The organism is Phenylobacterium sp. (genome assembly GCF_030681155.1).
In the GTDB taxonomy this organism is placed as follows: domain Bacteria; phylum Pseudomonadota; class Alphaproteobacteria; order Caulobacterales; family Caulobacteraceae; genus Phenylobacterium.
In genome coordinates, this window is the sequence record NZ_JAUXXE010000030.1 from 66,312 (window position 1) to 90,082 (window position 23,771).

General features: G+C 62.6%; 16 protein-coding genes. 8 read left to right on the forward strand and 8 right to left on the reverse strand.

Annotated features, from left to right (window positions below):
• The first annotated feature begins 159 nt into the window (after positions 1-159).
• The 3 genes from Q8M13_RS06685 to Q8M13_RS06695 all read left to right on the forward strand — a co-directional run bounded on the left by Q8M13_RS06685 (position 160) and on the right by Q8M13_RS06695 (position 3,525).
• Complete coding sequence (locus Q8M13_RS06685) at positions 160-831, forward strand: GntR family transcriptional regulator (RefSeq protein WP_305299000.1); 672 nt, start codon at positions 160-162, stop codon at positions 829-831.
• 247 nt (positions 832-1,078) lie between these two features.
• Positions 1,079-1,750: a lasso peptide biosynthesis B2 protein gene (locus tag Q8M13_RS06690; RefSeq protein ID WP_305299001.1), complete on the forward strand. Its 672-nt coding sequence runs from the start codon at positions 1,079-1,081 to the stop codon at positions 1,748-1,750.
• A gap of 185 nt (positions 1,751-1,935) precedes the next feature.
• A complete protein-coding gene (locus tag Q8M13_RS06695; protein WP_305299002.1) occupies positions 1,936-3,525 on the forward strand; it encodes an asparagine synthase-related protein in 1,590 nt (529 codons plus the stop codon).
• Here the strand turns inward: Q8M13_RS06695 and Q8M13_RS06700 are convergent.
• The 3 genes from Q8M13_RS06700 to Q8M13_RS06710 form a co-directional block, all read right to left on the reverse strand.
• Positions 3,502-6,018 carry a prolyl oligopeptidase family serine peptidase gene (locus Q8M13_RS06700; protein ID WP_305299003.1) on the reverse strand — a complete coding sequence of 839 codons (2,517 nt, stop codon included), beginning with the start codon at positions 6,016-6,018 and terminating at the stop codon, positions 3,502-3,504. The genes Q8M13_RS06695 and Q8M13_RS06700 overlap by 24 nt on opposite strands.
• 29 nt (positions 6,019-6,047) lie before the next feature.
• Positions 6,048-9,011 carry a TonB-dependent receptor gene (locus Q8M13_RS06705; protein ID WP_305299004.1) on the reverse strand — a complete coding sequence of 988 codons (2,964 nt, stop codon included), beginning with the start codon at positions 9,009-9,011 and terminating at the stop codon, positions 6,048-6,050.
• A gap of 148 nt (positions 9,012-9,159) precedes the next feature.
• Positions 9,160-10,170, reverse strand: coding sequence for a FecR family protein (locus Q8M13_RS06710; RefSeq protein WP_305299005.1), 1,011 nt, complete (start codon positions 10,168-10,170; stop codon positions 9,160-9,162).
• A gap of 619 nt (positions 10,171-10,789) precedes the next feature.
• Here Q8M13_RS06710 and Q8M13_RS06715 point away from each other — a divergent pair.
• Both Q8M13_RS06715 and Q8M13_RS06720 read left to right on the forward strand, forming a co-directional pair.
• Positions 10,790-11,290 carry an RNA polymerase sigma factor gene (locus Q8M13_RS06715; RefSeq protein WP_305299006.1) on the forward strand — a complete coding sequence of 167 codons (501 nt, stop codon included), beginning with the start codon at positions 10,790-10,792 and terminating at the stop codon, positions 11,288-11,290.
• A gap of 367 nt (positions 11,291-11,657) precedes the next feature.
• The gene (locus tag Q8M13_RS06720) at positions 11,658-12,068 is read left to right on the forward strand and encodes a DUF3617 family protein (protein ID WP_305299007.1); all 411 of its coding nucleotides are present in this window, start codon (positions 11,658-11,660) and stop codon (positions 12,066-12,068) included.
• A 45-nt stretch (positions 12,069-12,113) separates the two neighbouring features.
• Here the strand turns inward: Q8M13_RS06720 and Q8M13_RS06725 are convergent, their stop codons facing one another.
• The 3 genes from Q8M13_RS06725 to Q8M13_RS06735 all read right to left on the reverse strand — a co-directional run bounded on the left by Q8M13_RS06725 (position 12,114) and on the right by Q8M13_RS06735 (position 14,505).
• Complete coding sequence (locus Q8M13_RS06725) at positions 12,114-12,527, reverse strand: hypothetical protein (RefSeq protein ID WP_305299008.1); 414 nt, start codon at positions 12,525-12,527, stop codon at positions 12,114-12,116.
• 155 nt (positions 12,528-12,682) lie between these two features.
• Positions 12,683-13,489 (reverse strand): LytTR family DNA-binding domain-containing protein, encoded by an 807-nt coding sequence (locus Q8M13_RS06730; RefSeq protein WP_305299009.1) that lies wholly within the window; start codon positions 13,487-13,489, stop codon positions 12,683-12,685.
• On the reverse strand, positions 13,486-14,505 hold the full coding sequence (locus Q8M13_RS06735) for a sensor histidine kinase (RefSeq protein WP_305299010.1): 1,020 nt from the start codon (positions 14,503-14,505) through the stop codon (positions 13,486-13,488). The genes Q8M13_RS06730 and Q8M13_RS06735 overlap by 4 nt, the downstream gene beginning before the upstream one ends.
• Positions 14,506-14,940: 435 nt before the next feature.
• Between Q8M13_RS06735 and Q8M13_RS06740 the strand changes: the two genes are divergently transcribed.
• Complete coding sequence (locus Q8M13_RS06740; RefSeq protein ID WP_305299011.1) at positions 14,941-16,722, forward strand: M1 family metallopeptidase; 1,782 nt, start codon at positions 14,941-14,943, stop codon at positions 16,720-16,722.
• Positions 16,723-16,814: 92 nt separating this feature from the next.
• Here the strand turns inward: Q8M13_RS06740 and Q8M13_RS06745 are convergent, their stop codons facing one another.
• Together Q8M13_RS06745 and Q8M13_RS06750 are read right to left on the reverse strand one after the other, a co-directional pair.
• On the reverse strand, positions 16,815-18,545 hold the full coding sequence (locus tag Q8M13_RS06745; protein ID WP_305299012.1) for a hypothetical protein: 1,731 nt from the start codon (positions 18,543-18,545) through the stop codon (positions 16,815-16,817).
• 161 nt (positions 18,546-18,706) lie between these two features.
• Complete coding sequence (locus tag Q8M13_RS06750; protein ID WP_305299013.1) at positions 18,707-19,189, reverse strand: Lrp/AsnC family transcriptional regulator; 483 nt, start codon at positions 19,187-19,189, stop codon at positions 18,707-18,709.
• A gap of 123 nt (positions 19,190-19,312) precedes the next feature.
• Here Q8M13_RS06750 and Q8M13_RS06755 point away from each other — a divergent pair, with 123 nt between their 5' ends.
• Both Q8M13_RS06755 and Q8M13_RS06760 read left to right on the forward strand, forming a co-directional pair.
• A complete protein-coding gene (locus Q8M13_RS06755) occupies positions 19,313-20,524 on the forward strand; it encodes a pyridoxal phosphate-dependent aminotransferase (protein WP_305299014.1) in 1,212 nt (403 codons plus the stop codon).
• Positions 20,525-20,783: 259 nt separating this feature from the next.
• Complete coding sequence (locus Q8M13_RS06760; protein ID WP_305299015.1) at positions 20,784-23,762, forward strand: TonB-dependent receptor domain-containing protein; 2,979 nt, start codon at positions 20,784-20,786, stop codon at positions 23,760-23,762.
• Positions 23,763-23,771: the final 9 nt, after the last annotated feature.

Consider the following 23,771-nt stretch of genomic DNA (forward strand, 5'->3'; position numbering starts at 1 on the left):
AGCTTGCGTAGATAGCGCAAGAATATTGCGTCAAAGCGGCCGAGAGACTTTTTGAGCAACTCTTGTTCCTCGGGCGCCTCTTTCGAAAATTTCCGACATCCACCTAATATCATTCTGCATTGCCTGCCTGGGCATGCCGAGTGTCAGGGGATGGGGTCATTGGCTGGAAAGCGTCGCGACACCTTCGGTTTAGCGTTGAACGAGTTGCGCGTACGCGTTCGCGACGGCCGGGCGGCTCCAGGGACGCCCCTAATGGTGAGCGACCTGGCCGAAGAACTGAAGCTTAGTCCGACGCCGGTGCGTGAAGCGCTGGCCTGGCTGGCGGGAGAGGGGTTGATCGAGAGCCAGCGTGGCGGCGAGGGCGGCTACCGGGTAAGGCGACTGTCACTGAGAGCTGTGGAAGATCTCTACGCACTGCAAGATCTGCTCTTGGCGGCCACGGTTCTTCCAGATCCGGGCCCAATTTGGCCGCTAGGCTCGGCTCGAGCGCAAGTAGAGCGGGCGTTGAGCCAGTTGCAGGACGTTGGCGAGGACGTGGTGCGAGCAACCGAGACCCTTTTTGGCGGGGCCATGGCGGGCATGCGCAATCGGGTAGTGTGGCAGGTTCACATCCGTCTGGCGGACCGACTGGCCATCGTGCGTCGGGTCGAGGCGTGTCTCTTCGCTGACCTCCCAAACGAACTGATGGGTATGGCGCTGGCCTATGACGCCGGATCGTTGAATTGGCGCGACGCTCTGGCCAGTTACGCTGAGCGCCGCGCCGGGCGGCTTGCGCACGTCCTGGAGGAACTCGATCCGCCGCCCGGATTGTCGAATATTCTCACGATATAGTTTGTCTATGACCGTTCGAGGTCGCCCCCTTGGTGGGCCGCAACATCGCGGCGTCCGCAAACTAGGAGGCGACAATGCTGAAATTCGCGATGAACCGCCTGATCTGCGTGGGCCAGGCTCGAAGCTTGACCCTCGGAGCTCCGATCGTGGGCGAGCCTGAGGAAGAGTCTCTCTTCTATCAGGAATAAGGTGAGGGCCGGCGTTGGCTGGGGCTGACGCCGGCTCCCTTTCTTTGTGGGAGCGCATCGTGAACGAGACCACTCGCTCAGTCGCCAACGACGTCTACGCAGCTTTGGTCGGCGCCGATCTCGTTTTCCTTGATATTGGTCGAGACGCCTATCACTGCCTTCCGGACGTGGATCCGGAGCTGGCCTCACCGTTCGCGGCTCATGCAATCGCAAACCTACCGGAAGCCTTGGCCGCTGAGTTGGCCAATGTTGGTTTGCTGTCGCACGCCCCTCGATTGCGAAACAGGCGCCCGTTCATTTTCGATCCAGCGCGATCGGACCTGATGGCGCAAGGCGACGTGAGCGCTAGCGCATCGGAGCGTCTCAGCATGGTCGCGGCGACTTTCTCAATGGCCCGCCATTTTCATGGTCGTCCCCTGAAATACCTGATCGACCGTGCGAGCCAAAGATGTGCCAGGACGCAGATCCCGTTGGGAGCGCCTGGAGCGCTGGAGCTACGCCGCGTTCAGGTTTTTCGAGAGTTGTTGCCCTGGGTGCCGCAGCAAGGGGCGTGTCTCTATCGCTGCGTCTTGCTGCTGAAGTTCCTGCGCCAGGCTGGGCTGGACGCCCACTGGGTCTTTGGTGTTCGGACTTGGCCTTTTTCAGCCCACTGCTGGCTTCAGGCTGGCGACGTCGTGTTCGACGATCCCGCCGACTATGTCGGCCGCTTCACGCCCATCTTGGTGGTATGAGCGCCATGCGGTTCATAGCCCTTTGCTGGAATCCGAGCATCCGAAGCGCGCCTCTGATCGCGCCACCCTCGATAGCGAATTCGTCCGCCGATTGCTGGGCGATAGCTCTTGAGATGCCGGGCGTCATAGTTTTGACGGCGGGCCCCCAGCGCCCAGCTTTGAGGTGGGCGACCCAACTTCAAGGCTTGGTCATCGGAGATCTCTACTCGGGAAGCAAGCCAGCGTCCGATGAACCATTGTCGAGCGCCAGCAGCCGCGACCCTGTGTTGGTCGCTAAGCAACTCGTGACGTCGTACTGGGGGCGGTATGTCGCCGTGCTGCGTCCTTCGGATCTCTCTGGACCAAGCGTTTTGCGCGACCCATCGGGCGCTGTGGAGGCGCTGATCTGGCGTAGCGGCAACGTCACCGTCGTTGCGTCGACATTGCCCGATTTCCTGCTCGCGGCGCTTCCGCCGAAACTAAGTCTCGACCGCGAGCAGATAGCCTCCTGGTTGGAATCTCCCGCCGCCATCGCCGGCTCATCTGGCCTGGCCGGGATTCACGCCTTGGCTCCTGGATCCCTGTCCCAACCAGGACAGGCCGATACCCAAGTCTGGAGGCCGGTGGATTGGATCAACACTCCCCCGCCGCCGAATGATGAGCTTCCCACCATGGTGGAGGGCGCCGTTGATAAGGTCGTCCGGGCGCTAAGCTCAGATCGCCGAGGAATTCTAGTCGAGGTATCTGGTGGTCTGGATTCGTCGATCGTAGCGGCCGCCTTGGCCGCGGCCCGACATGCAAATGTGGTGCAATGGCTAAACTATCGCGCAGCCAGCGGTGAGGGTGACGAGCGGGTATTTGCTCGGAACTTAGCTGACGCTTTGGCCTTCGAACTCGCAGAGGCCGAAAAGCCAGACTACGTCCTCACGGAGCGCAAGCTCGCGGACATATCCAGGGGCGTGCGCCCCGGTCTTAGTGGTCTGGATTGTGAACGCGACGTCGACATTGGGATGCGGGCGCAATTGGCCGGCGCCGATACGATATTCACGGGGCAAGGCGGAGACATGGTGTTTTTCCAGTCTCCCAGCCCCCTCGTGGCGGCCGATCTATTTCATCTTCGAGGTTTGCGCGGCTTGGTGGATCCCAGCTTGGTCAACACCGCCCGGTGGCTGCGGAAATCAGTCTGGAGCCTCGCGATGCTCGCGTGGTCTGAGAGACGTGGACGCCGACTTCCGGCCACTGGGCGCCCGTCATTCCTAGCTGACAGAACCAGCTTCGATGGCGCCGCCCACCCTTGGCTTGTTGGATTGGAAGAGGTTCCTCCAGCCAAACGCCTACAGGTGTGCAGTCTGGTGGAGAAGCTGACCCTTTATGGCGAAAACCGCCGTAGCCTGGTGGCCGACGTCATTCATCCGCTACTCGCCCAGCCTATCATGGAGCTATGTCTGAGGACGCCCACACCAGTGCTTACATCGGGCGGGCGAGATCGTGGGCTTGCCAGGCAGGCCTTCTCTCACCGACTACCCGACGCTATCGCCGGCCGGCGCACCAAGGGCAGCCTGGGAGGCTATTATGCGCGAACTGTCGCCGGGAGCCTGGCGTTCCTGCGACCGTTTCTTCTTGAAGGCCGCCTGGCGCAAATGAACATGATCAACGTTGCACGGCTCGAAGCCTTGTTGACGCGCGAGCAATTGATCATCCGCGGCGACTATCCATCCATACTCTTTACCGCGTTGGTGGAGTCCTGGGTTCGGGAGTGGGAGAGCCGTATCTCATCGTTGCACGGACGGTCCTAGCGCTGCGGTCCGCGCTGCTTGTTGCGTCGCATCGGCTGGCTCAGGGGCTGTCGAAATGGAGATGTCTGGCAGTCGTCGCCCTTCACCCAGGTTCTCGCTGAGAAACTCCAGAACCCGCTTGTAGAAGTCGCGAACATTGGCCGGACTGATGATGGCATGGCCTTCTCCCCAGTAGGTCACGAACTGCGCGGTCTTCCCTTGGCGATAGAGAGCCGCGAACATTTCCTCCGACTGATTGAAGCCGACCTCGTCCTGATCTCCGTGAACTAACATCAGCGGCGTGGTGATCTGATCGGCGAAGAAAAGCGGGCTATTGCGGATATATCGAGCTGGGTCACGCCACGGGGGTCCTTCCTGATGCGGATGGCCCCGTTCGGCCAATCCCGCCATCGCCGCATAGAAGGGGCCATCCTCGGCCGCAACGCGGTAGTGGAGAGGCATCACGCCCCAATAGCTGACCAAGTCCGAGATACCTGCGACGGCGACTATCGCCTTGAAGCGGTCGGTTTGGGACGCGCTGGCCATTGCGGCGTACGCGCCGAAGCTGTGGCCAAGTAGAGCAACACGATCACCATCGACCTCGCCGGTGGCGACCGCCTTGTCTACGACCGCCAGGATCTGGTCGGCGACGCCCCTCATGGGTTCACTGGCGGACCGGTCGAAGGGAAGGCTGGGCATCAGGACGGCGTATCCCGCGCCGGTCAGGACCTGAGGATGGATGGGAAACCGTAGCTCGCCAGGCAGAGTAGAGATGGCAGGTTGCGGGAAGACAGCGCTGGGATAGGGCATCACCACGAGCGGCGGTTTGTCGGCGCCCCGGGATTTCGGCTCAGGGAGGTAAAGCCAGCTGGTGAGATGGGCCTCGGCCGGCCCGTGCGCTATTGGAAGGATGCGCGCGGGGGTCACGCCTGCAAGGCTAGAATTGATAGTCAGAAGTCGCCGTGTAGCTCCACCTGGCTGTGAAAATTCAATCGATGCGACTCCGCTGGCAGTCCGACGATGGATGAGCGCGGAGTATTGGTTGGCGGCAAGGACCGTGTCGCGCCGGCCAAGGCGGCCAAGTGTGCCGAGGGCGGGGTAAAGGCCGATCAGGACGTCGCCGTCTGGGTCGCCGCGCCGCGCAAGGGGCGAAACTTCTCGGACGATCGGGTTGGCGTTGAAGCGCGCCCCAAGGCTAGTGTCGAGGTCTAGTGGGACGCTCTCCAGCCGATCTTTGCTAAGGGATCTAGTGTGACCTTGGCGGTCGATCGCCCAAGCCGCGCCACTGGCGATGAGTGAAATCCCATCGCTTTGGATTGTAGCGAGGCGGCGCGGCGGCGCGGCCTGCAGCTGAGCGGTCAAATTCAACGGGCCCGCAGCCGATAGCCGATACCAGTCGCTGCGTCCGCCGATCGTCGGATGGGCGTAGACGATTGGATCTGATCCGATCCACTCGGCTGCGACGAGCACGCCGCCTTCACCGGTATACCCAAGACTGGGTGCTAAACCCTTCAGATCAAGTCGCGTGACCCGGTTGTCCTGGGCGCGGATCCGCACAAGCTCCGGACGGCCGAAATGATCGCCTCTTCTTGCGACGAGGAGTTCGCGGCCATTGGGCGCCCAACTCAGGAGCCGAAGATGAAAGTCGCAGCCGGCGCAGGGCTCCGATTGGGCTTTCGTCCGCAAATCGACGAGCTTTAGGTAGCGACGCCGCGTCGGGAAACTCGCGGTGACCCGGTCGAGCGCCCCAGGCTGTATGCTCTCGGCGTTGCCGAAGAGCGCAACGTGACGCCCGTTTGGCGATATCTCGAGGTCGACAAACTCTCCAGATTCCAACTGAGCAATGTGTCCGGTTTCCGGCGTCACGCTCACCAGGCCAGCCCCAGTGGGCGCAGCTTTCTGGCCCAGATATCTACCACTGCCCACAACGTGAGCGGTGGGGTTCTGGCCCTTGGCCTGCGCGGCCCAGAGCATAGGGAGCCGTGCGCCAGCATCCCAGCCCAGGCGCAATTGTCGTGGTCCTACGCCAGGTTGACGTGTGATGAGCAGGAGCTCGGCGTCTGATCGCCATTGCGCAACTCGCCCGTAAACAGGGAACTCGGGAGTTAGGTCCAGCCAGCGAACGCGCCGCTGGGCTATGGTGACGACACCCGCGGTCCACACATGATTTTGCAGGCGGAAAACCAGCATGTAGCGGCCCGATGGCGAGACTGGGCCAGCTGAGTAGCCCGCGCCAGCTTCGTGCTCGAACAACCGGTTGCGCGGCGAGGGCGTGACGAGATCGACGACGTCGAGTGTGCCCAGCGTGAGCTCAGTTCGGCCCGCGTGGTCAAAGCGCGGGGCAGTGGCCCAGGCTGGGTTGTGAGCGATCACCGCCCAGCGTCCAGTAGGATCGAGTGTGACGCCACCAATGCTCTCGGTGGCGAGCAGATCCTCAACGGTGTAGGGCCGCGCAAAAGCGGGCGGCGAGCCAAGGATGAGCGACAGGGCGCCGAGCGCTGCAAGCAGGCGCATGGATTACCTCGAACGTCGAATGGTGGGGGTTACCAGCTCTTTGTGAGCTGGAGGGAGACGTAGCGGCCAAGCGCGTCGGCGTTAGCGGCGTCATAACCAACGCCCGCTGGATTGTCGTAGAAAGGCGGTGGCTCGTTGAACAGGTTTTGCACCGAAAGGGCGACACCGAACCCTTCAGCAAAGCTTGTCTGTGCCGACCAGCGTATCTGCAGATCGCTCGTCAAGAAGGCGTCAATCTTGGCGCCTGCCTCACTGCGATAGTCATCAGCATAGTTGAACGTAAGGCTCGCGCCCCAACCCCCATATCCCCAATTGAAAGTGGTGCTCGCGCGTAAAGCTAACGGCCGGCCGGGGGTGTCGACGATGCTTTCGATCGGAGACGTGGGGGTGAGTTGTTGGTTGAAATTGATCAGGTAAGACGCGTTGGCCGATAGGATGAGCTTATGGTCGCCCAGCTCGAAAGCGTAGCTGCCTGCTAGGTCGACACCGCGCACTTCCAGACTTGAGGTGTTGATGTACCGACTGTCGACGATCGCGCCGAAGGCGGCCGGCGGATAGAGCCCCGGATTGCTGTAGTTCGGGTCAGCCAGAAGGCGCTCAATCACGGCGATGTCACTCGATAGGCTTGGATCGAGAGTGCGGACAAACGGAGCGAACGCAGGGTTGGTGAGGGCTGTCGCGAGGCTGGTGAGGACCGGTCGATCGATCTGTTGGTCAAAGCGAATGTCAAACCAGGTCGTGCTGAGGGAGAGGCCCGGCAGCGCCGCCGGTGTAAAGTCGATCCCCGCCGTCCACGAGGTGGCGGTCTCCGGCTTTAAATCGGGATTGCCGCCGTTGAGGCTCAGCACCAAGACGCGCTCGGCGCCTCGCGCCAGAAAGGTGGCGTTGCTGGTCTGAGCGCCGAAAACTTCCGAGAGCGCTGGGGCGCGAAATGATGTGCCATAGGTCGCGCGCAAGCGCAGATCCTCCACCGGCTCCCAGATCACGCCGACCTTCGGATTGGTGGTGGTTCCGACGTCGTCATAGTGCTCGACGCGGCCAGCCAGCGACACCTCGAGCCGCTCAATGCCTGCGCGGCGATTTTCGCGGCCTACCAAAGGCACGCGCAGCTCTGCGAACCCCGCTAGGAGGCTCCTGTCAAAGGTGGGCCGCCTATTGACGACGGGATCCACGGTAGACACCCGGTTGATGGTCAGCTGATCGAAGATTTCGGTGCGCGCCTGGGCGCCGATCGCCAACTGGACCTCGCCCCCGGGCAGTGTCAGCAGCCGGCCGTCGGCCTTCAAACTGGCCGTCGCGATCTGGTTTAGATACCGGGCCGACGAGTAGCCGTCACCAATGAACTCCGACACGGTGGCAGGAGTGCGTGTTCCATCGCCGAACGGGTTGAAGTAGCCGTCAATCGAGGCACGAAAAACCGTCGCTGGATTGTCAGGTATCGCGCCGAGCGCCTCACGCAGGAACAGGCTGTTGAGCATTCCAGTCGTCTGAGTGCGCGTCACTTCTTGGGCGTAGGCTATGTAGGTTTCGCCTCGCCATTGCTTTGGCAAGTTGATCTCGGCGCCCAGCGTGGCGCCCAAGCTCTGACTGCTCCCATCCGAAGCCACCGGGCCCAGATCGTCTATAAACGCATAGGTGATCTGGTGACTGCGGGCGCCCACCGGCGATGAAAAGAACGGATTTGCGTCGGTCACCGTGACGGTCGACACGGGCGCCTGGGTCAGGCTCTCGAAAGTGCGCCGGCTGAAGCGAAGGTCGCCATTCAGCTTAACGCCCACTGAGATCTCTTGGGAAAAGCCTCCATAGAAGCTGTGCCGCTGCTGGGCCGGAAGGAGGTCCATGCCCGCGCGGCTTTCGCCATGATTCACCACGCCGTACTGAAAATCTTGCGGTGACAACGGAAACTGCGAGCGTCCGGCGGGGATCGGCCATGTGGGGGTCAGCGCGCCGGTGGCAGGGTTAGCGGACAAGATATTGCCCGGGCTCGCAAAGTTGCTTCGACGATCGGTCCCGCCAAAGACGCGCAAATCTGATGTCGCCGCGAAATCGCGCTTAGCGAACGGGAGCGCTGTGCGATCCTCGTATTCATAGGCTGCAAGCATGTGACCGCTGGACCATGTACGGCCCAGGGTCTGGCTCAACAAAATGTCCTCAAAGCCCCCAGCCGCGCCACCAAGGCGCACGCGGCTCTCGGCGCCCTCGTAGTCGTCCTTCAAGATAATATTGACCACGCCGCCAACCGCGTCCGACCCGTAAATGGCCGAAGCTCCGTCGAGCAGCACCTCAACTCGACTGATCGCCGCAGTAGGCAGGGCCGAAACGTCCGCGAAATCCCCACGCACCCCGGTGCCGGCCATGCGCCGGCCGTTGACCAGCACAAGTGTGGCGTCTGATCCAAGGCCACGCAGATTAACGCCAGTCGCCCGCGACGCGTTGACGCCGGTCAGGTCCGCCCCCGTTCCAATCGTCTCCGGCGAAGCCGTGCCCGCGAAGTTCTGAGGCAGGGCCGCCAAAGCATCGGCCACAGTGGGGTGGCCGGTTTCTAGAAGCGCGTCGCGGCTCAGCGATATGACTTGGGAAGCACCCCGGCCTGCCCCGCGGATATGGGTGCCGGTGACCACCACTTCGTCGATCGTCTCGCCATGTTTGGTTAGGGCGGCGGCGGGTTTGGCCGCCGGCGCCTGGCGCAAAACCAAAGCTCCTGAGGGCGTCTCATGAACGAGGAGGTCTGTGCCCGCCAGCAGCTTGGCGAGCCCCTCGCGCGGCGTGTAGACACCCTTCAAACCGGGGGTGAGCACGCCAGCGACTTGGTCTGGCGTGTAGAGCAATTGCAGTCCAGACAGCTGAACGAACGCCGACAGCGCGCTGTCGAGACTTCCTGACGATACTTCGAAATACATTGGAGCAGTGGTCTGCGCCAAGGCCGGCGGCGCCGTGCAGTTCAAAATGACCGCGGCCGCTCCGCTAGCCCAATACATCGCCTTGGACGACATGGTTTCACTCCCCTGTGTCCGACGATTCTGAACCGTCGGTTATGGGGGATAGGCGTCCGAAACGGGTATGCACCCTAACTGTTGGTTGAATAAAATTTCTTAGACGGGCCCGTTCGGAGGCCGGTGAGAGCGTCTTTGACCTCACAAGTCAGTCATCACTTCGCAACTGAGGCGGTGATTGTAGAACGATCTTGCCATTAGAGGTCTGCGTCACTTCAAGGTCGTACAGCTTAGCGACAGCCTCGGCGAATGCTTCGGGATCACCAGCTTGAAATGCTCCATTGAGGGGGCGCGGGGCGACGTCTCCGGCTTCAAGTTGAATCTTGGAGCGACTGTATCGATTGACTTCGTCTACGGCCTCCGCAAGGGGCGTCTCCTTGAAAGTAAGCCGGCCTGTCGTCCAACTCGTGGCGGCCGCCACATCGACCATTCTCGGCTTTGAGAATGGCTGGCTCGTCCTGCCGACCGTGACCTGCTGACCTGCAGTGAGCGTCCAGGTGTCAGGTGATCCAGTCTGTGGGGCATTTCGAACTTCCACAGCCCCTTCCAGCAGGGTGACTTTCATGCCCGCAGGGCGCAACCCCACCTCGAACCTTGTGCCGATAGCGCGCACCTGCCCCTTTTCGGTGGAGACGACAAAGGGACGGGTCCGATCCCCAGCGACTTCGAACAGAACTTGGCCCCTCGTTAGCTGAACCTGGCGCTGGTCCTCGGTCATGTTCACAATGACCGCCGAGTTAGTGTCCAGTGTGACGCGCGTTCCGTCCTCCAAAAGCACAGTTTTCTGCTCTCCGACCCCAGTCGACAACTCGTCCGACCGTGTCAGAAAATAGGCGCCTGCAAGACAGACGATGGCGATCATCGCCAGTCCGAGGCCTTTTTTACCGGCCAAGTCGGCAAGCAGTCCTGCCTTCCGGCGGTCCGCGCCGCGCCTAAGCGCCTGGCGCACGGCGATGTCGATGTCCGGGTCGCCCCTGAGCCGTGCAGTTTCGCTCCAGAGCCGTTCAATCCGCTCGTAACTGGTGTTGTTCAGTCGATCGCGGCGCCAAGCATAGAAATCCTCGATCGTCTTAGTCGCGACCACCTTGGACCCCAAGCGAGTGAACCAATCAGCAGCTTCACGATCGGCGCGTTCAATGTCCGCTTCGGGATCGGCCATCGGCTCACCGCCTATTCTCACAATCGCGCGGCGCAGGGCCCAAGCGCCTACGATGGCGGCTATTTCAACGCCTTCACGGGTAAGTTGCAAGTGTCCGCTTGTGCGTCGTCGCCGTCTGCGGGCGCTCGCACGCCACTCTGAACCGCGGGTGGGCGGGGGCGAGCGAGGCCGCGACCTCGGCGCCTATCAGCGTGCCGGCATGTTTCGGCCGTCAAGAACGTGTTCGGCAGGGATCGCCGCCCAGCAGTTGCAGACATCGGCCCAGATATCCTAAAGCTGCGGCTCGGGCGCCGCGATATAGGGACTGATCTGGAGCCGGGGGTGCGAATAACTACGGTGTTCGTACGGCGGCGATCAGTCGTGAAATAGCGGGCCTCATCACAGAGGTTCCAACGCCCGACCCCATCTTCTGTCGAAACGCATCCGGTGGTTGCGTTTCGGTGCTACATGGCCGAACCTACCCTACCGGCGCCGCAGCGTCGGTAGGGGCGTGGAATCCCCTGTGCAGGAGCCGACGCCCTCGACTTGGGGCGACGAAGACGTGCGATCCTCAGGTCGCCTGCGTCAGGATTCCATTGGCGTCATGTCGCGCCGTCCCTCCAACTCGTGAGGGAGTGCCATGTCGCGCCTCAAGAATAACGGGCCGGATGATCAGCTTACCCAGCTCTATCGACGCCATGCCGCCTGGCTAAGGCGGATGGTGCGCAAACGCTTTGTCGCCGAGGAGGACGCTGAAGATATTGTCCAGGAGACCTACCTGCGCATCAGTCGACTGGCCGATGAGAACATCGTCGTTCACCCAAAGGCCTTGCTGTTAAGAGTCGCCAGAAACGCCGCGATTGATCGCCGGCGACGAGTGGGAAGGGGACCCCTTGCCGCGCAACTGGACGCCGAAAGTGAGCGTCAGCTTTCCATACCCAGTGATCAGGCCGAAGACCTAGCTTTCAAGCAGATAGTCATGGCCATGCCGCTCGCGTACCGAGACGTCTTCCTTCTTAGCCGGATCTCGGGTCTCACATACGAGGAGATCGCCCTGGAAATCGGCCTTTCGGTAAAGACTGTCGAGTGGCGGATGTCGAAGGCGCTGAGACACTGCCAACGCATGCTGCAGCAAAAATAGCGCCGCGCTCGGTCACTGTTCGATGGGAAGTTCCCGGCTATTCTAAATGCCTGTTCGGGGCTGCAGCGCGAGACACAGGCCCGGCGGCGAACCGTGAAGGCCGCCAAAGCCAATGGGTAAGCGGCCGTGTGACCTCAGTTCGCGCCTACACTATTCACCCGGCTCATAAGATCTGTCGCAGATCATCCAGCGCTCATCGCGAAAACTTCGGTTGCGGCAAGGAAGTGTTCCAGGGTTCAGCTGCCCATCCATCTGGACCCGTCCCATGCGTTATCGGTCGTTGTTTGTTGTCGCCGTAGGTCTGGCTAGTTGCGGTGAGGCGGTCGCGCCGGCCCCTCGCGGGGCGGTGGCCAAGGAAGCGTCGAATTTGCTGCTGGACGCCAAAGGGATTCCGCAGTTTCGCCCAGGCCTCTGGGAGCTTGTGCGAACGGACTCCAGCGGTGATGGCGGGCCTGAACGGGAACGGCAATGCCTCGGCGAGGAAGCCAACGCCGAGTTGACGAAACTGCTGACCGCAACCGGAACGCCGGCCTGCACCGTGTCTCGAGCGCGCCGCGCCGGCGGTATCTACGTGACTTCCGATTGCCTGCAGGCAGGCGTCAGGATGAAGACCTCGCTGGACCTGACTGGCTCCGAAACCGCCTACAGGATGAAGCTATCGATGGAGGTTGTTTCGCCCGATGGCGCGCGCGACGGCGGGGTGGTCATGGCAGACGCCAGATGGGTCGGCGCGTGTCCGGCGGGCTTGGCGCCGGGCGATTCAATGGCGGTCGACTAGGTAAGCGCGGAGATCCAGGCGAAACCCCGCCCCTCCACATCGCGCTTAGCAAGGTCTTTCGCGGTAGATGGTATTTAGATTGTCCAGGCGTTGTTGCTGGGGCGAAGTGGCGGGTGAGGCGACGACGGCCGGGGAGGGCGCGGTGGCGTCGCTGACGACGTGTTGCGCTACGCCGGCCGCAACGTTCGAAGCCAGCAGGCCGGCAAATGCTTCTGGCGATGTCGAGCCGTAGCCGATGATGGACACCCCGCGGGCCAGGCCGGAAAATACGCCCTTGCCGACGGCGGCAGTGGTCCGGCTGGCCTTCGCTCTTTTTTCGGCTTGCTGGTTCAGCTTCAGCACGTCCGCATTCAAAGCGTCGATTTCGGCGGAAAGCCCTGCGCAGGACATCTCGCTGTCCCCGGACCTAAGCACCTCAAAGGCGATTTGCTCGCCGGCCAGGGCGGGGGCGGCGAGCATGGAAGTGACTGCGACGACGACTAGAATTCGATTCATGTAAATTCCCTCATCCCCTCAGTGAGGGGGCCCTTTGGCGCAATTAGAGTTTTGAATTAACGAGGGAAGTCTTCGGGCCTCCAGCAACATGCGACGGAGGTGTCTGGGGCCGCGACGAGCTAGCCGTTTGCGAGGCGTTCGATCGTGGTGTCCAGCCCCAGGGCGGCTGCGACCCGCTTGGAGTAGCTGGCGCCGACGTCGATCACCGCTCCATCTTCGGCATGCAGGCGCATCAGGTTGCGGCCATTGCGTTCGACGCGTCGCACCGTCTCCAACCTCACGAACGCTGATCGATGGACGCGAAGCAGCTTGGCGGGGTTAAGCCTGCGTTCGAGATCTCCCATCGTCACCCGCAGGATGTGGGTCTTCATCGATGTGTGGAGGAGGACGTAGTCGCGCGCGGCTTCGATCCGCCGGATTTGCTCGACGTCGACACGGGCAAAGCCATCGCGTTGCTTGATCCAGATTTCTGACTCATAGGCCGGCGACGGTTCAGCCTGAGGGGGACGTGCGGCGCGCAGGACGGCTTCGAGCTCGGAGACCCGGCCGAAGGTTGCGCTGAGTTCCAGTCGCCGCGCCGCGCGGCGGATAGCTTCTTGTACGCGATCAAAGCGTACCGGCTTGAGGAGGTAGTCGGCCGCCTCAAGATCGAAGGCTTCTGGGGCGAATTCTGCAAATGCGGTGACGAAAACAACTTCCGGCCGGGGACGTCGCGACACCGCGCGGGCGACCGCTACGCCGCTGCGGCCCGGCATCTGGATATCCAGCAGAACCAAGTCCGGCTCTAGGAGGGCGATCAGTTCCAGCGCCTGGTCACCATCCGATGCTTCGCCGACGATCTCCACACCTGTCGTCTGGCCGAGGCAGAGGCGTAGGCGCTCAAGCGCCAGCGGCTCGTCATCGACGATCATCACACGCATGTTCATGCTGCGACCTGTTTTGTCTTGAGTTCGAGTTGCAGGGGCACTTCGATCACCGCCTGGAACAAAGCCCCTTCTGTCCTGGTGGACACTCTGGCGCGGTCTCCGAACAGCGCCTGTACTCTGGCCGCCACGTTCGCGAGCCCGACGCCGGTCCCGTTGGCCGCAGGTTCCTGAGACGTAGATGCGCCACCGTCGTCGGTCACGGTCAGGATCAACGCCGCGTCGTGGGCTATGGCCCGGACGGCGATCGTCACTGGGTGCTTCGCGCGGGCTACTCCGTGCTTCACGGCGTTTTCCGCCAGGGGCTGGAGGAGGAAGTGCGGGACCAGAGCCCGGCGAAGATGATCTGGGAAGTCGATATCGACAATTAGACGCTCGCCGAACCTGGCGGCTTCGATGTCTAGATAGGAGCCCACGACATCGAGTTCCTCTTCGAGCCGAACCAGATCGTTTACGCCGCGGGTCAGGGATGCTCGGAAGAACTCGGCCAAACGGACGACGACCGTCTCGGCTTCCACGTTTCGGCCTGAGCCGATCAGAGACGTCACCGCGTTCAAGGTATTGAACAGGAAGTGCGGATTAATCTGAAATCGCAGTGCGGCGAGTTGGGCTTCCTGAGCGGCGGCCGTCGCGGCGGCGAGGCGACGCTCCTGGTCGCGCATGGCCAGCGATGTGTAAACCAGGCCAAGGACGGTCGCGTACAGACCAAAGATCCACACGTAGATGAGGATGTTGAATACAAACGCATCAATGAGCGGAGGCAGCGGCGCGGCCACGCCAAACGCGTCGGCGCTGATCACGAAAATCAACGGGTCGAGCACGGAGTGCAGTATCGCCGCGACCATCGTGACGGCCCCAATCACCGCGATCCTGGCGGAAAGCGGCAGCGCGCGCGTCAGCAGCGTGGCGCCGTAGATCATCAGAGAGAGCGCCGCGCCAATGCCGACGATGATGAGGTAGCCGGCGGTCTCCCACAGGGTTAGGCCGCCGTTCTTGAGTGCAGGCGCCTGGAACACCACGAAGGTGAAGGTCCAGAACGCGAGGGTCAGGTAGATGGCTTCTCGAACGCCAAAGCGGCGCGTCGGCCAGATCGATCCAGTCATTGGCGTCGCCAGGTTCTATTCAGCGATCACTCTAGCCCAGGTGCGTGTGTGTTGTGGCTCGTTTCGTCGCAGGACTCTGGTCGTTTGTCTCAATTCCGCAGAGCGATTGGCGCATGGAACATGCCGGCCCAGGCTTAATTGCCCTCTACAAAGACAAGAATTCTCCTCAGCCGACGCTAGGATGCGGCATGATTTGAGAAGCGCCATCTTCGAACGGCGGCTAGCTCAGGTCGGTCCATTCCACGTTGGGGCGCCGCCTACATGCATGTTGCTTTTCGAGCCTTCCTTCTCGCGTCTGCGCTGAGCGTGGCGTCCGCGGCCTCAGCTGCGCCCTTGGCGATCGCGCCAATCTTGACGACCCCGGAAGCCAAGGACGTGCGCTCCTTCGCTCGGCCGCAGGTGGCCCGGGTCACCCATGTCGATCTGGATCTGACGGCTGACTTCGACGCAAAAATCATGCGTGGCTCTGCGGCGATGGACGTCCTCGCCGCCCCCGGGGCGAGCGAGATTGTGCTTGATACGTTGGGCCTGGACATCACCAAGGTCACCGATGGCGCGGGGCGTGAACTGCCTTGGGTGCTCGGCAATGAAGACAAGGAACTCGGCGCGCCCCTTACGGTGCAGTTGAAGGGCGCCAAGCGGATTGTCGTTGAGTACGCTTCGAAGCCCGGAGCGCGCTCCTTGCAGTGGCTGCCGCCGTCACTCACTGCCGGAAAGCAGAAGCCCTATCTGTTCAGCCAGGGCCAGGCGATCAACAACCGCAGCTGGATTCCGACGCAGGATAGCCCTGGCATCCGTCAAACCTGGACGGCCCGAATTGTTGTGCCGGACGGACTTACGGCGGTGATGAGCGGGGAAAAGCTGACACCAAAGGGCGAGCCGACGACGGATGGGAAGCGCGCCTTCCGCTTCCGCATGGATCACCCTGTGCCGCCCTACCTGATCGCTATCGGTGTCGGGGATCTTGCGTTCAGAGAGCTTGGCCCGCGGACAGGCGTGTACACCGAGCCCTCCATGATGGATCGGGCCGCGAGCGAACTGGTCGACACAGAGAAGATGGTAAAGGCCGCGGAGGGCCTCTACGGCCCTTATCGGTGGGGACGGTATGACCTGCTGGTCCTGCCTCCGTCCTTCCCACTGGGTGGAATGGAAAACCCGACGCTGACCTTCCTGACGCCCACCTTCATAACCGGCGACGGGGCCAATGTGAGCTTGGTGGCTCACGAGCTGGCGCATAGCTGGTCCGGCAATCTGGTCACCAACGCCACCTGGCCGGACGGCTGGTTGAACGAGGGGTTCACCACCTATTTCGAGAACCGGATCATGGAGGCGCTGTATGGCGCCCCACGGGCGCGGATCGAGGCTGACCTGAGCTGGGACGGCATGCAGGCCGACATCAAGGAAGAGGGCGGGCCGCAGGCGGATGCGACCAAACTCTACGGCCAGCCGGGCGGCCAGCTTGAGTACTTCAAGGGCGCGACCTTCCTTCGCACGATCGAGACCATCGTGGGACGCGAGCGTTGGGACGCCTATCTGCGCTCGTACTTCGACCGGCACGCCTTCCAGCCGCAGACGACAGCCGGTTTTCTGGCCGATATTCGCGCGAACCTGATCAAGGGGGACAAGGGCCTCGAAGCGAAACTGGAGCTCGACAAGTGGGCCTATGCCGCGGGCCTGCCCAGCAACGCCGTCCACATAAAGTCTGAAGCCCTCGCTCGGGTGGATGAGCAAACGGCCGCCTTCGTGAAAGGTGGACCAGCGTCAGCAATCAAGGCGTCGGCTTGGACGACGCAGGAATGGCTGCGTTTCCTGAACAACCTGCCGCGCCAGTTGTCGACGGCGCAGCTCGACGATCTGGATCGAACCTTCAAGCTTTCGGATTCGACCAATAGCTATGTCCGGTCGGCCTGGCTGGAACTAGCGATCGCCAACCGCTACGAGCCGGCGCTGCCGTCGCTGGAAGCTTTCCTGAAAAGCGTTGGCCGTGGCCTGTTCATTCGTCCGCTCTACGCTGGCTTGATGCGTCAGGGCGACTGGGGGCAACCCATCGCCCGCAAGATGCTTGCCGAGGCGAAGTCGAGCTATCACCCGACGATCGTCGCCGGCCTTGAGCGGATCGTGAACGGGTCCTGAGACCCGGCGCGGCCCCGTGAAGGGGCCTGAGTTTGCTAGGTAGTGGGCGACGCGGGACATGCGCGTCGCCTACCGAGCCGCTGGACGATCTTTCAGATTGCGCAGGCGGCGTCAGGTACGTTCGCCACGCGCGCCCAGCGATAGCCTTCGACTGTCTTCCCCCGCGGGAGGTAGGTGATCGCGAGCGGTTTGCCGTCCCGCTTCAGGTCGATCGTCAGCTCGGCTTTTGCATCGCCCTGGATCGCATCGAGAACGACCGCCGTCGTGATTTCATCGCCATCGCGGACACCGGCTTTTTCGGCCGCCGAACCGGCGACCAGCCCCTGTACCCGACGGGGGTTGGACGTCAGGGAGGCGCTATCGAAGCCCAACTCGAAGTTTCGATAGGAGGCCGTTTCGCGCTTGAAGCAGGGTCCAAAGGCGTTGCTTGGGGGAACCATGAGTCTGCCCGCCATCATGTCGTCGAACTCGACCTTAGCCTTCGGGCCAAGCTCGGCCGTGACCAATTCCAACCAGGCGTCCGTGTCATAGCTCAATCCGCGTTTCTGCCGGTCCAGCATGGCGAAGGTCAGATCGTCGAGTTTGCGTTGGCCGCCTGACTTCGCGCGGATTTCGGCATCGACCGTGGACAGATAGAATGAACCCCGATCATACGGCAGCTTGCGGACGCGGGTGTCGCTCCAGAATTTCGCCGCGATCTCCGAGGCCGGAGCGGTGTTCATGGCGTTGCCGTAGTAGCTCTGAGCCCGCTGGTTTACATCCGCGAGGAATTCATCGGTGGTGATGAGACCCGCGCGCCAAGTGAGCACAGGATCGTAGTACTCGGCCATTCCCTCGCCGTACCAAGATACGATGCCGTTCGGGCCTGAAAGGCTGCCGGTCCAATTGTGGACGATTTCATGGGCGAGGTGGCCGCGCATGCTGTCGGCGGTCGGCGCCGGGGTGTCGCTAAAGCCCGACATGAAGGAATTGACTAGGCCGGCGCCGCCGGCGCCGGGGTAGGGGTTCTTTCGGAAGAATACACGGTAGGGCTTGTCCGGTTCGCCAAAGAACCCGGCGATGGCGGTGTGCGCCTTCTGGGTCCAGACGGCCACGGCTTGAGCGTCGAACGGCGGCTCACCGAGCCAGTAGATGCCGAAAGGTCCGCCGCCAGGCGACGGATAGCTGCTGATCGGGCCGGCCATGTAGTAGCTGTGCGCCAGCAGATCGACAGGACCGACGGTGCGCACCTCTCCTTCGCCGAGACTCCACGCGCCATGCGAGCCGGAGGGCATCGCCGCGAGGTCCCACTTCAGGTGGATGCTATAGGGCGTCGACTTATCTGGAAGGGCCAGGAAGCTCACGCCTGCGCCATTGAGGCCGCCCGCCTCCGGACGAAGATCGAAGGGCGGTCCGGAGCCAAGCTTTGGACGGTAGGCGCGGGCCGGCGCGCGATAGCTGACGGTCACATCGCCGACTGTTGGCCGGCTGACTTCCCAGCGTCGGAAGTACATGAAGTTCGACGGATCGACCGGATCGTCTTTCTGAACGAGGGCGACTGGACCTGCTTGGTCCGTGACCTTGATGTCGTTCGCGCCGTAGCGGGCGGTCTCCACCGATGCGAACACCATTGGCAACTTCAGAAACGCCTCGCCCGGCCTTGCGGCGGGCGCCTGAACTTTCAACTGCACGTCGATATAGTCGACGGCTTGGTCGGTCGTGTGAGGCTTGAGAGTGACATCCAGCGAAGGCGGTGCTGCGTCTTGCGCCGCTGCGGCGCTTCCGAGGCTGAGCGCGCCGATCATGGCGGAAACAGCAGTGGTGATCATGCGAGCAGCGCTCATCGTGGCTCCCCTCTTTTCAATGGCGGCTAGTAGGGAAGCTTAGGCGTGATGGGCAGGATTATCTTGTCGTTCTTGCCCGGATTATGCGCAGCGGGCGGCTAGTCTATCGGCTCAAGAGCCGGCGGCTGCATGAGCCATGTTTCGGCTGGCCGGTCTCCGGACTAGCGGAATTTCCGCGCCCGGAGCGGGATAGCGGTGGTGTATTTCGACTCCGATAGCGTCACGATGGAGCGGACGTCGATGACGCCCGGTAGCTTCAGGATCGTTGAAAAGATGAAGTCTTGGTACCAGTTCACGTCCGGCGCCAAAACCTTCAGCATCGCGTCCATTTCCCCGAACACGGTGTAGCACTCGAGAATCTCGGGAATGTCATCGATGGCCTGGTGGAACTTGGCGCGGTCTTCGTCGCTGAGGGTCGTCATCTTCACCTGGGCGAAGATTTGCATCTTGAAGCCAAGCTTCTGGCGATCGACGATCACCACTTGAGCCTTGATGTATCCCTCTTCTCGAAGGCGCTGAATTCGGCGCCAGCACGGGGACTGGGACAGCCCGACCCGCTCGGCCAGTTCGGCGGTCGAGAGCGAAGCGTCCCGCTGCATCAACTCAAGAATCTTGGTGTCGATCGCGTCCAGCTCCGCCGGCATATCTTATGTTCCTCTTCTGCGCGTCACGCATAACGGATGCAGCTCCTGGGGCTGTCAAGGGTGACAAAGGCAAGAAAAACCAAGGTGCGCGGATAGGATCAGTTTGTTGTCAGAACTGCTCCTTTGCAGCTCTTCGAACATCCGAATGACGCCACTGGGGGCGACGCTGTGAACCTGCCGAGTACGCCGCACGCGGGTCCGCGTGGCGGGGCGCCTGACGCCTCCGGCGAGAGCTATTCAAACTGGGTCCGGGATGTCTTGCGCGCGGTCGCCGACGAGCCGGACGCCGCTGTGCTGTTTGACTCCACGATCCGCGAACCAACGGAATTGCTTGCTGGAGTCGCTCGTCGCGCCTTCGAGGGCGGCGTCACGGACCGGTTTGAAAGCGTCTTCGCCGGCGGCAACAGGTTTGTCGTCGAGGCGGTCGCCGCTCGGTACGGCGTCCCGCGCGAAAGCGTCATCTGTACGACAGGCGCAACCAGCGCGATGGCGATGGCGATCCGCGCCTACGTCGCGCCGGGCGACCACGTGATTGTCGAGACCCCGTGCTTCGACCTTTTACCTGGCTTGGCCGAGGAGGCTGGGGCGATGGTCAGCTACCTGCCTCGGCGGGCGCCCGATTTCGACGTGGATCTGGCCGAGTTGGCGCAGCTCATGCGACCGGACACCAAGCTGGTCCTTCTCACCCACTTGCATAATCCTTCCGGCGCCATGCTGGGCGACGGCGTTGTCGCGGCGCTCGGAGAGCTTGCAACCAAGACCGGCGTCCCGATCCTGATCGATGAGGTTTACGGCGATTTCGCCGGGCCTCGCCGTGCGGCGGCCGCGCTATCGCCCGACATCATCAGCGTGGGCAGTCTGGCCAAGGCCCAGGGCTTGTTCGCTTTGAAGTGCGGCTGGGCGATCGCCTCGCCGGCCCGCGTACAGCAGATGTTGGCCGCCAATAGTCACGGCGATCTCGATCTTTCAAAGTTGTCCCATGCCGTGGCCGCGCTCGTGCTGGAAGACATTGCGCCCTTCGACAATCATTGGCGGGCGACGTTGGAAGCGACGCGGCCCGTTGTTGAGCGTCACGTCGGGGCGATGGTCGATGCCGGCTTGCTCGTTGGCGACGTTCCCGTGGCGGGCTGCATGTGCTTCCCGCGGGTGGTCGGTGTGGCCGATACGCGGGCGCTGGCCGATTGGTTCTGGCGCGAGCATCGGATAGTTGTCGCGCCGGGCGAGTTCTTCGGCTTGGCCGGACATATTCGCATCGGCTTCGGCGGTGAGGCCGAGCAGCTAGATCGCGGACTTGAGCGCCTTCACCGAGCGCTAAGTCTATACCGCGCATCTTGATGTGCGGCGGGCCGGCAAATCACTGCGTTCGCCCGCTCAAATCCGCTCACATGAACCATGCGGTCCATTGTCAGCCCCCGCATAAACAATTTGCGACGCTTGGCCTTCGGTTCGAAGAACGAAAAGAAAAACCGCAGGCTCACACCTAGGCTGTTTCGAGTGCGGCGACCTGAACTTGGGCTCGCGGAATACTGATCCCGCCGTTTGCAGAGGGTCATCCGCCAGCCTGAGCCGGGGCGTCCTGGCCTAGGGGGACAAGATGAAGATGCAGACCGTGCGCGGGCGACTTTTCGCCTCAACGATGATGGGCGGCCTGGCCTTGGCGGCGACGATGAGCGCGCAGCCTGCCTGGGCCCAGGACGCAGACGTGGCGATCGAAGAGATCGTGGTCACCGGATCGCGGATCCGGCGGGCCGACATCGAAACCTCGGCCCCCGTCGCTGTGATCAGCGCGCAGACCTTGACTGACCGTGGCGTGGTCCAGGTCGGCGACATGCTGAACCAGATCAGCGCCAACGCACCCTCATTCGCCGTCAGCGACGGCACCGGCTCAGCGGCCGGGAACGGTCAGCAATTCGTGAACCTGTTCGGGCTTGGCCCTGGCCGGACCCTCACGCTTGTGAATGGCCGCCGCATGGTGACGACCTCGCAAAGCCGCGGCGCCGAAGGCGTGTCGGGCTTAGGTGATCGGGTCGTCGACACCAATATCATTCCGACCGGTCTGATCGAGCGTATCGACGTGGTTCAAGCCGGCGGCGCCGCCGTCTATGGCTCGGACGCCATCGCCGGCGTGGTCAACTTCGTCCTGCGGGACAATTTCGAAGGCGTCGAACTGGACGCTCAGTACGGCATCTCCTCGCGCGACGACTACCCGAAGCAAAGTCTGCGCGGCACCTTCGGCAAGAACTTCCTCGACGGGCGCGCGAACCTGGCTGTCGATCTGGAGTGGTCGAAGACGGAGTCGCTGCTCGATTACGATCGGCCGCGCAGCAATCTTGGCCGGGTCACGGTTTCGAACCCGCTGAACAAGACGCCGACCGATGGTATTCCGGCGGTGGTCGAGAACCTGAACACGCGCTTCGTCACCTTTAACGCCAACGGCGTGATCTCGCGTGCGGGTCCTCCGTTCGCCAGCCAGATTGGCGCCGTCGCAGGGCAGCCGATCCAGAGCAACGCCGCAGGTACCGCCTTCGTCCCCTACAACGTGGGCAATCTGGTCAACCCGATGGTGCCGCCGTTCACCAGCGGTGGTGACGGCCTGCCGTTCCAAGAGTTGGCGTCGCTCAACGTCGGTGTTGAACGCTGGGTCGGCAACGCCATCGGGCACATCGACCTTACCGATCGCATCAAGCTCTCGGGCGAGTTCATGTACGCCAAGGTCCAGGGCCGCGATCCCTACGGCAATCAGGCCAGCAACACCGTGCTCAACGGAGCCGACACCGGCTCCGGGGCCATCGCGTTGTCGCGTACCAACCCGTACTTGACGCCCGCCATGGCGGCCGCAATCGGCCCGGGCGGCCCGCCGTTGTTTGTCTCCAAGTTCTGGACGGACCTGCTGCCGACCCGAGAAAACACCAGCACCACCGAAACGGTTCGGGCCGTATTGGCCCTTGATGGCGACTTCGATTTCGCCGAGCGGAACTTCTACTGGAGCCTCTCGGCCAGCCACGCGGAGACCGATGGCGAGACTTCCGGCTGGGGAGTGAACACGGCCCGCTTCAACAAGGCGGTCAACGCCGTGCGCAACGGGGCGGGCGCTATCGTCTGCGGCGTAAACGCCGACGCAGTCACGTCCAATGACGACGCAGCCTGCGCGCCGCTGAACCCGTTCGGCATCGGCAATGTCAGCCACGAAGCCCAGCTCTATGTGACGACGCCAATCGGCTCGGACTACCTGAATTCGCAGGACGATTACCTGGCGACCTTGGGCGGTGACCTATTCGAGCTGCCGGCTGGGATGGTCAAGTTCAGCGTGGCTTATGAGCATCGTCGCGAGAAGGCCAAGTTCACGCCGTTCACCGCCGAACAGCAGGGTCTAGTGGGCTCGCGCGTGCCCACGCTCGCCACCAAGGCGGCTTACAACACCGACGAAATCTCGGGCGAAGTCTTGGTGCCGATTATCGGCGGCGACTTCACCTTGCCGTTCGTTCAGTCGCTGGAGTTCGACGGCGCCTATCGCCGGGTGAAGCACTCCATCGCGGGCAGCGAGGACATCTGGGGCGCGGGCCTGCGCTGGCAAATTATCGACGGCCTGACGATCCGGGGTTCAACCAGCCGCAACTTCCGCGCGCCGAACCTCGACCAGCTCTTCGCACCGTCGCGGACCGCCCTGGGCAGCACCGGCAACGACCCCTGCGATGCGGACCGCATCAATTCAGGTCCGAACCCCGCAGTGCGGTTGGCCAACTGCCAGGCGCTGTTCGCCGCCAACCCGAGCTTTGGGCCGTTGGCGACCTTCCAGAACCTGTCGGAGAATTTCGACAACGCCCAGGTCACCACGGGCGGCAACCCGAACTTGCGCAACGAGATCTCAAAGACCAATACGATCGGCTTCGTCTTCCAGCCGAGCTTCGTGCCGGGTCTGACCATTGTCGTGGACCGGATCGATGTCGATCTGACCGATGGGCTGTCGGCCTTCCAGCCGGCCGACTTCATGTCGGCCTGCTATGACTCGACCAGCCCGTCGGCCGAGATCTGCAGCACCTTCACGCGTGACGCGGCCGGCCAGACCGTCGCGGCGACCTCGACGACGTTCAACGCTGGAAAGGTCGCGTTCCGTGGCGAGACCTACAACATCAACTACCGCTTCCCAATCGGGCGGTTCTTCGATGATCGCGACCTGGGCGATCTGGAGCTCAGCGTCGACGCCACCCACACCACGCGGCTTGAGACTTCGGTGACCGGCTTCGACTCCACGCGCGAGGATGGCACCACGGTTCGGCCCGACTGGCTGGTCCAGTTCGATGCGGTCTACGCGCACGGGCCTTTCCGGGCGAGCTACCAGCTCACCTACCTGCCGGAGACCAAGATCAACGTCTTCGACACCATCGAGAGCACCCCGACGCCGGAGATCAAGGAGAACTACCGCCACAACATCTCCGCGGCTTACGACTTCGGGAAGTACACGGTGCGCGGCGGGATCATCAACGTGACGGACGAAGAGCCGTCCTATCCCACGCGGAGCTACGGCGACATCTTCGGGCGGCAGTACTATGTCGGCCTGAACGCCCGCTTCTAGGGTGACTGT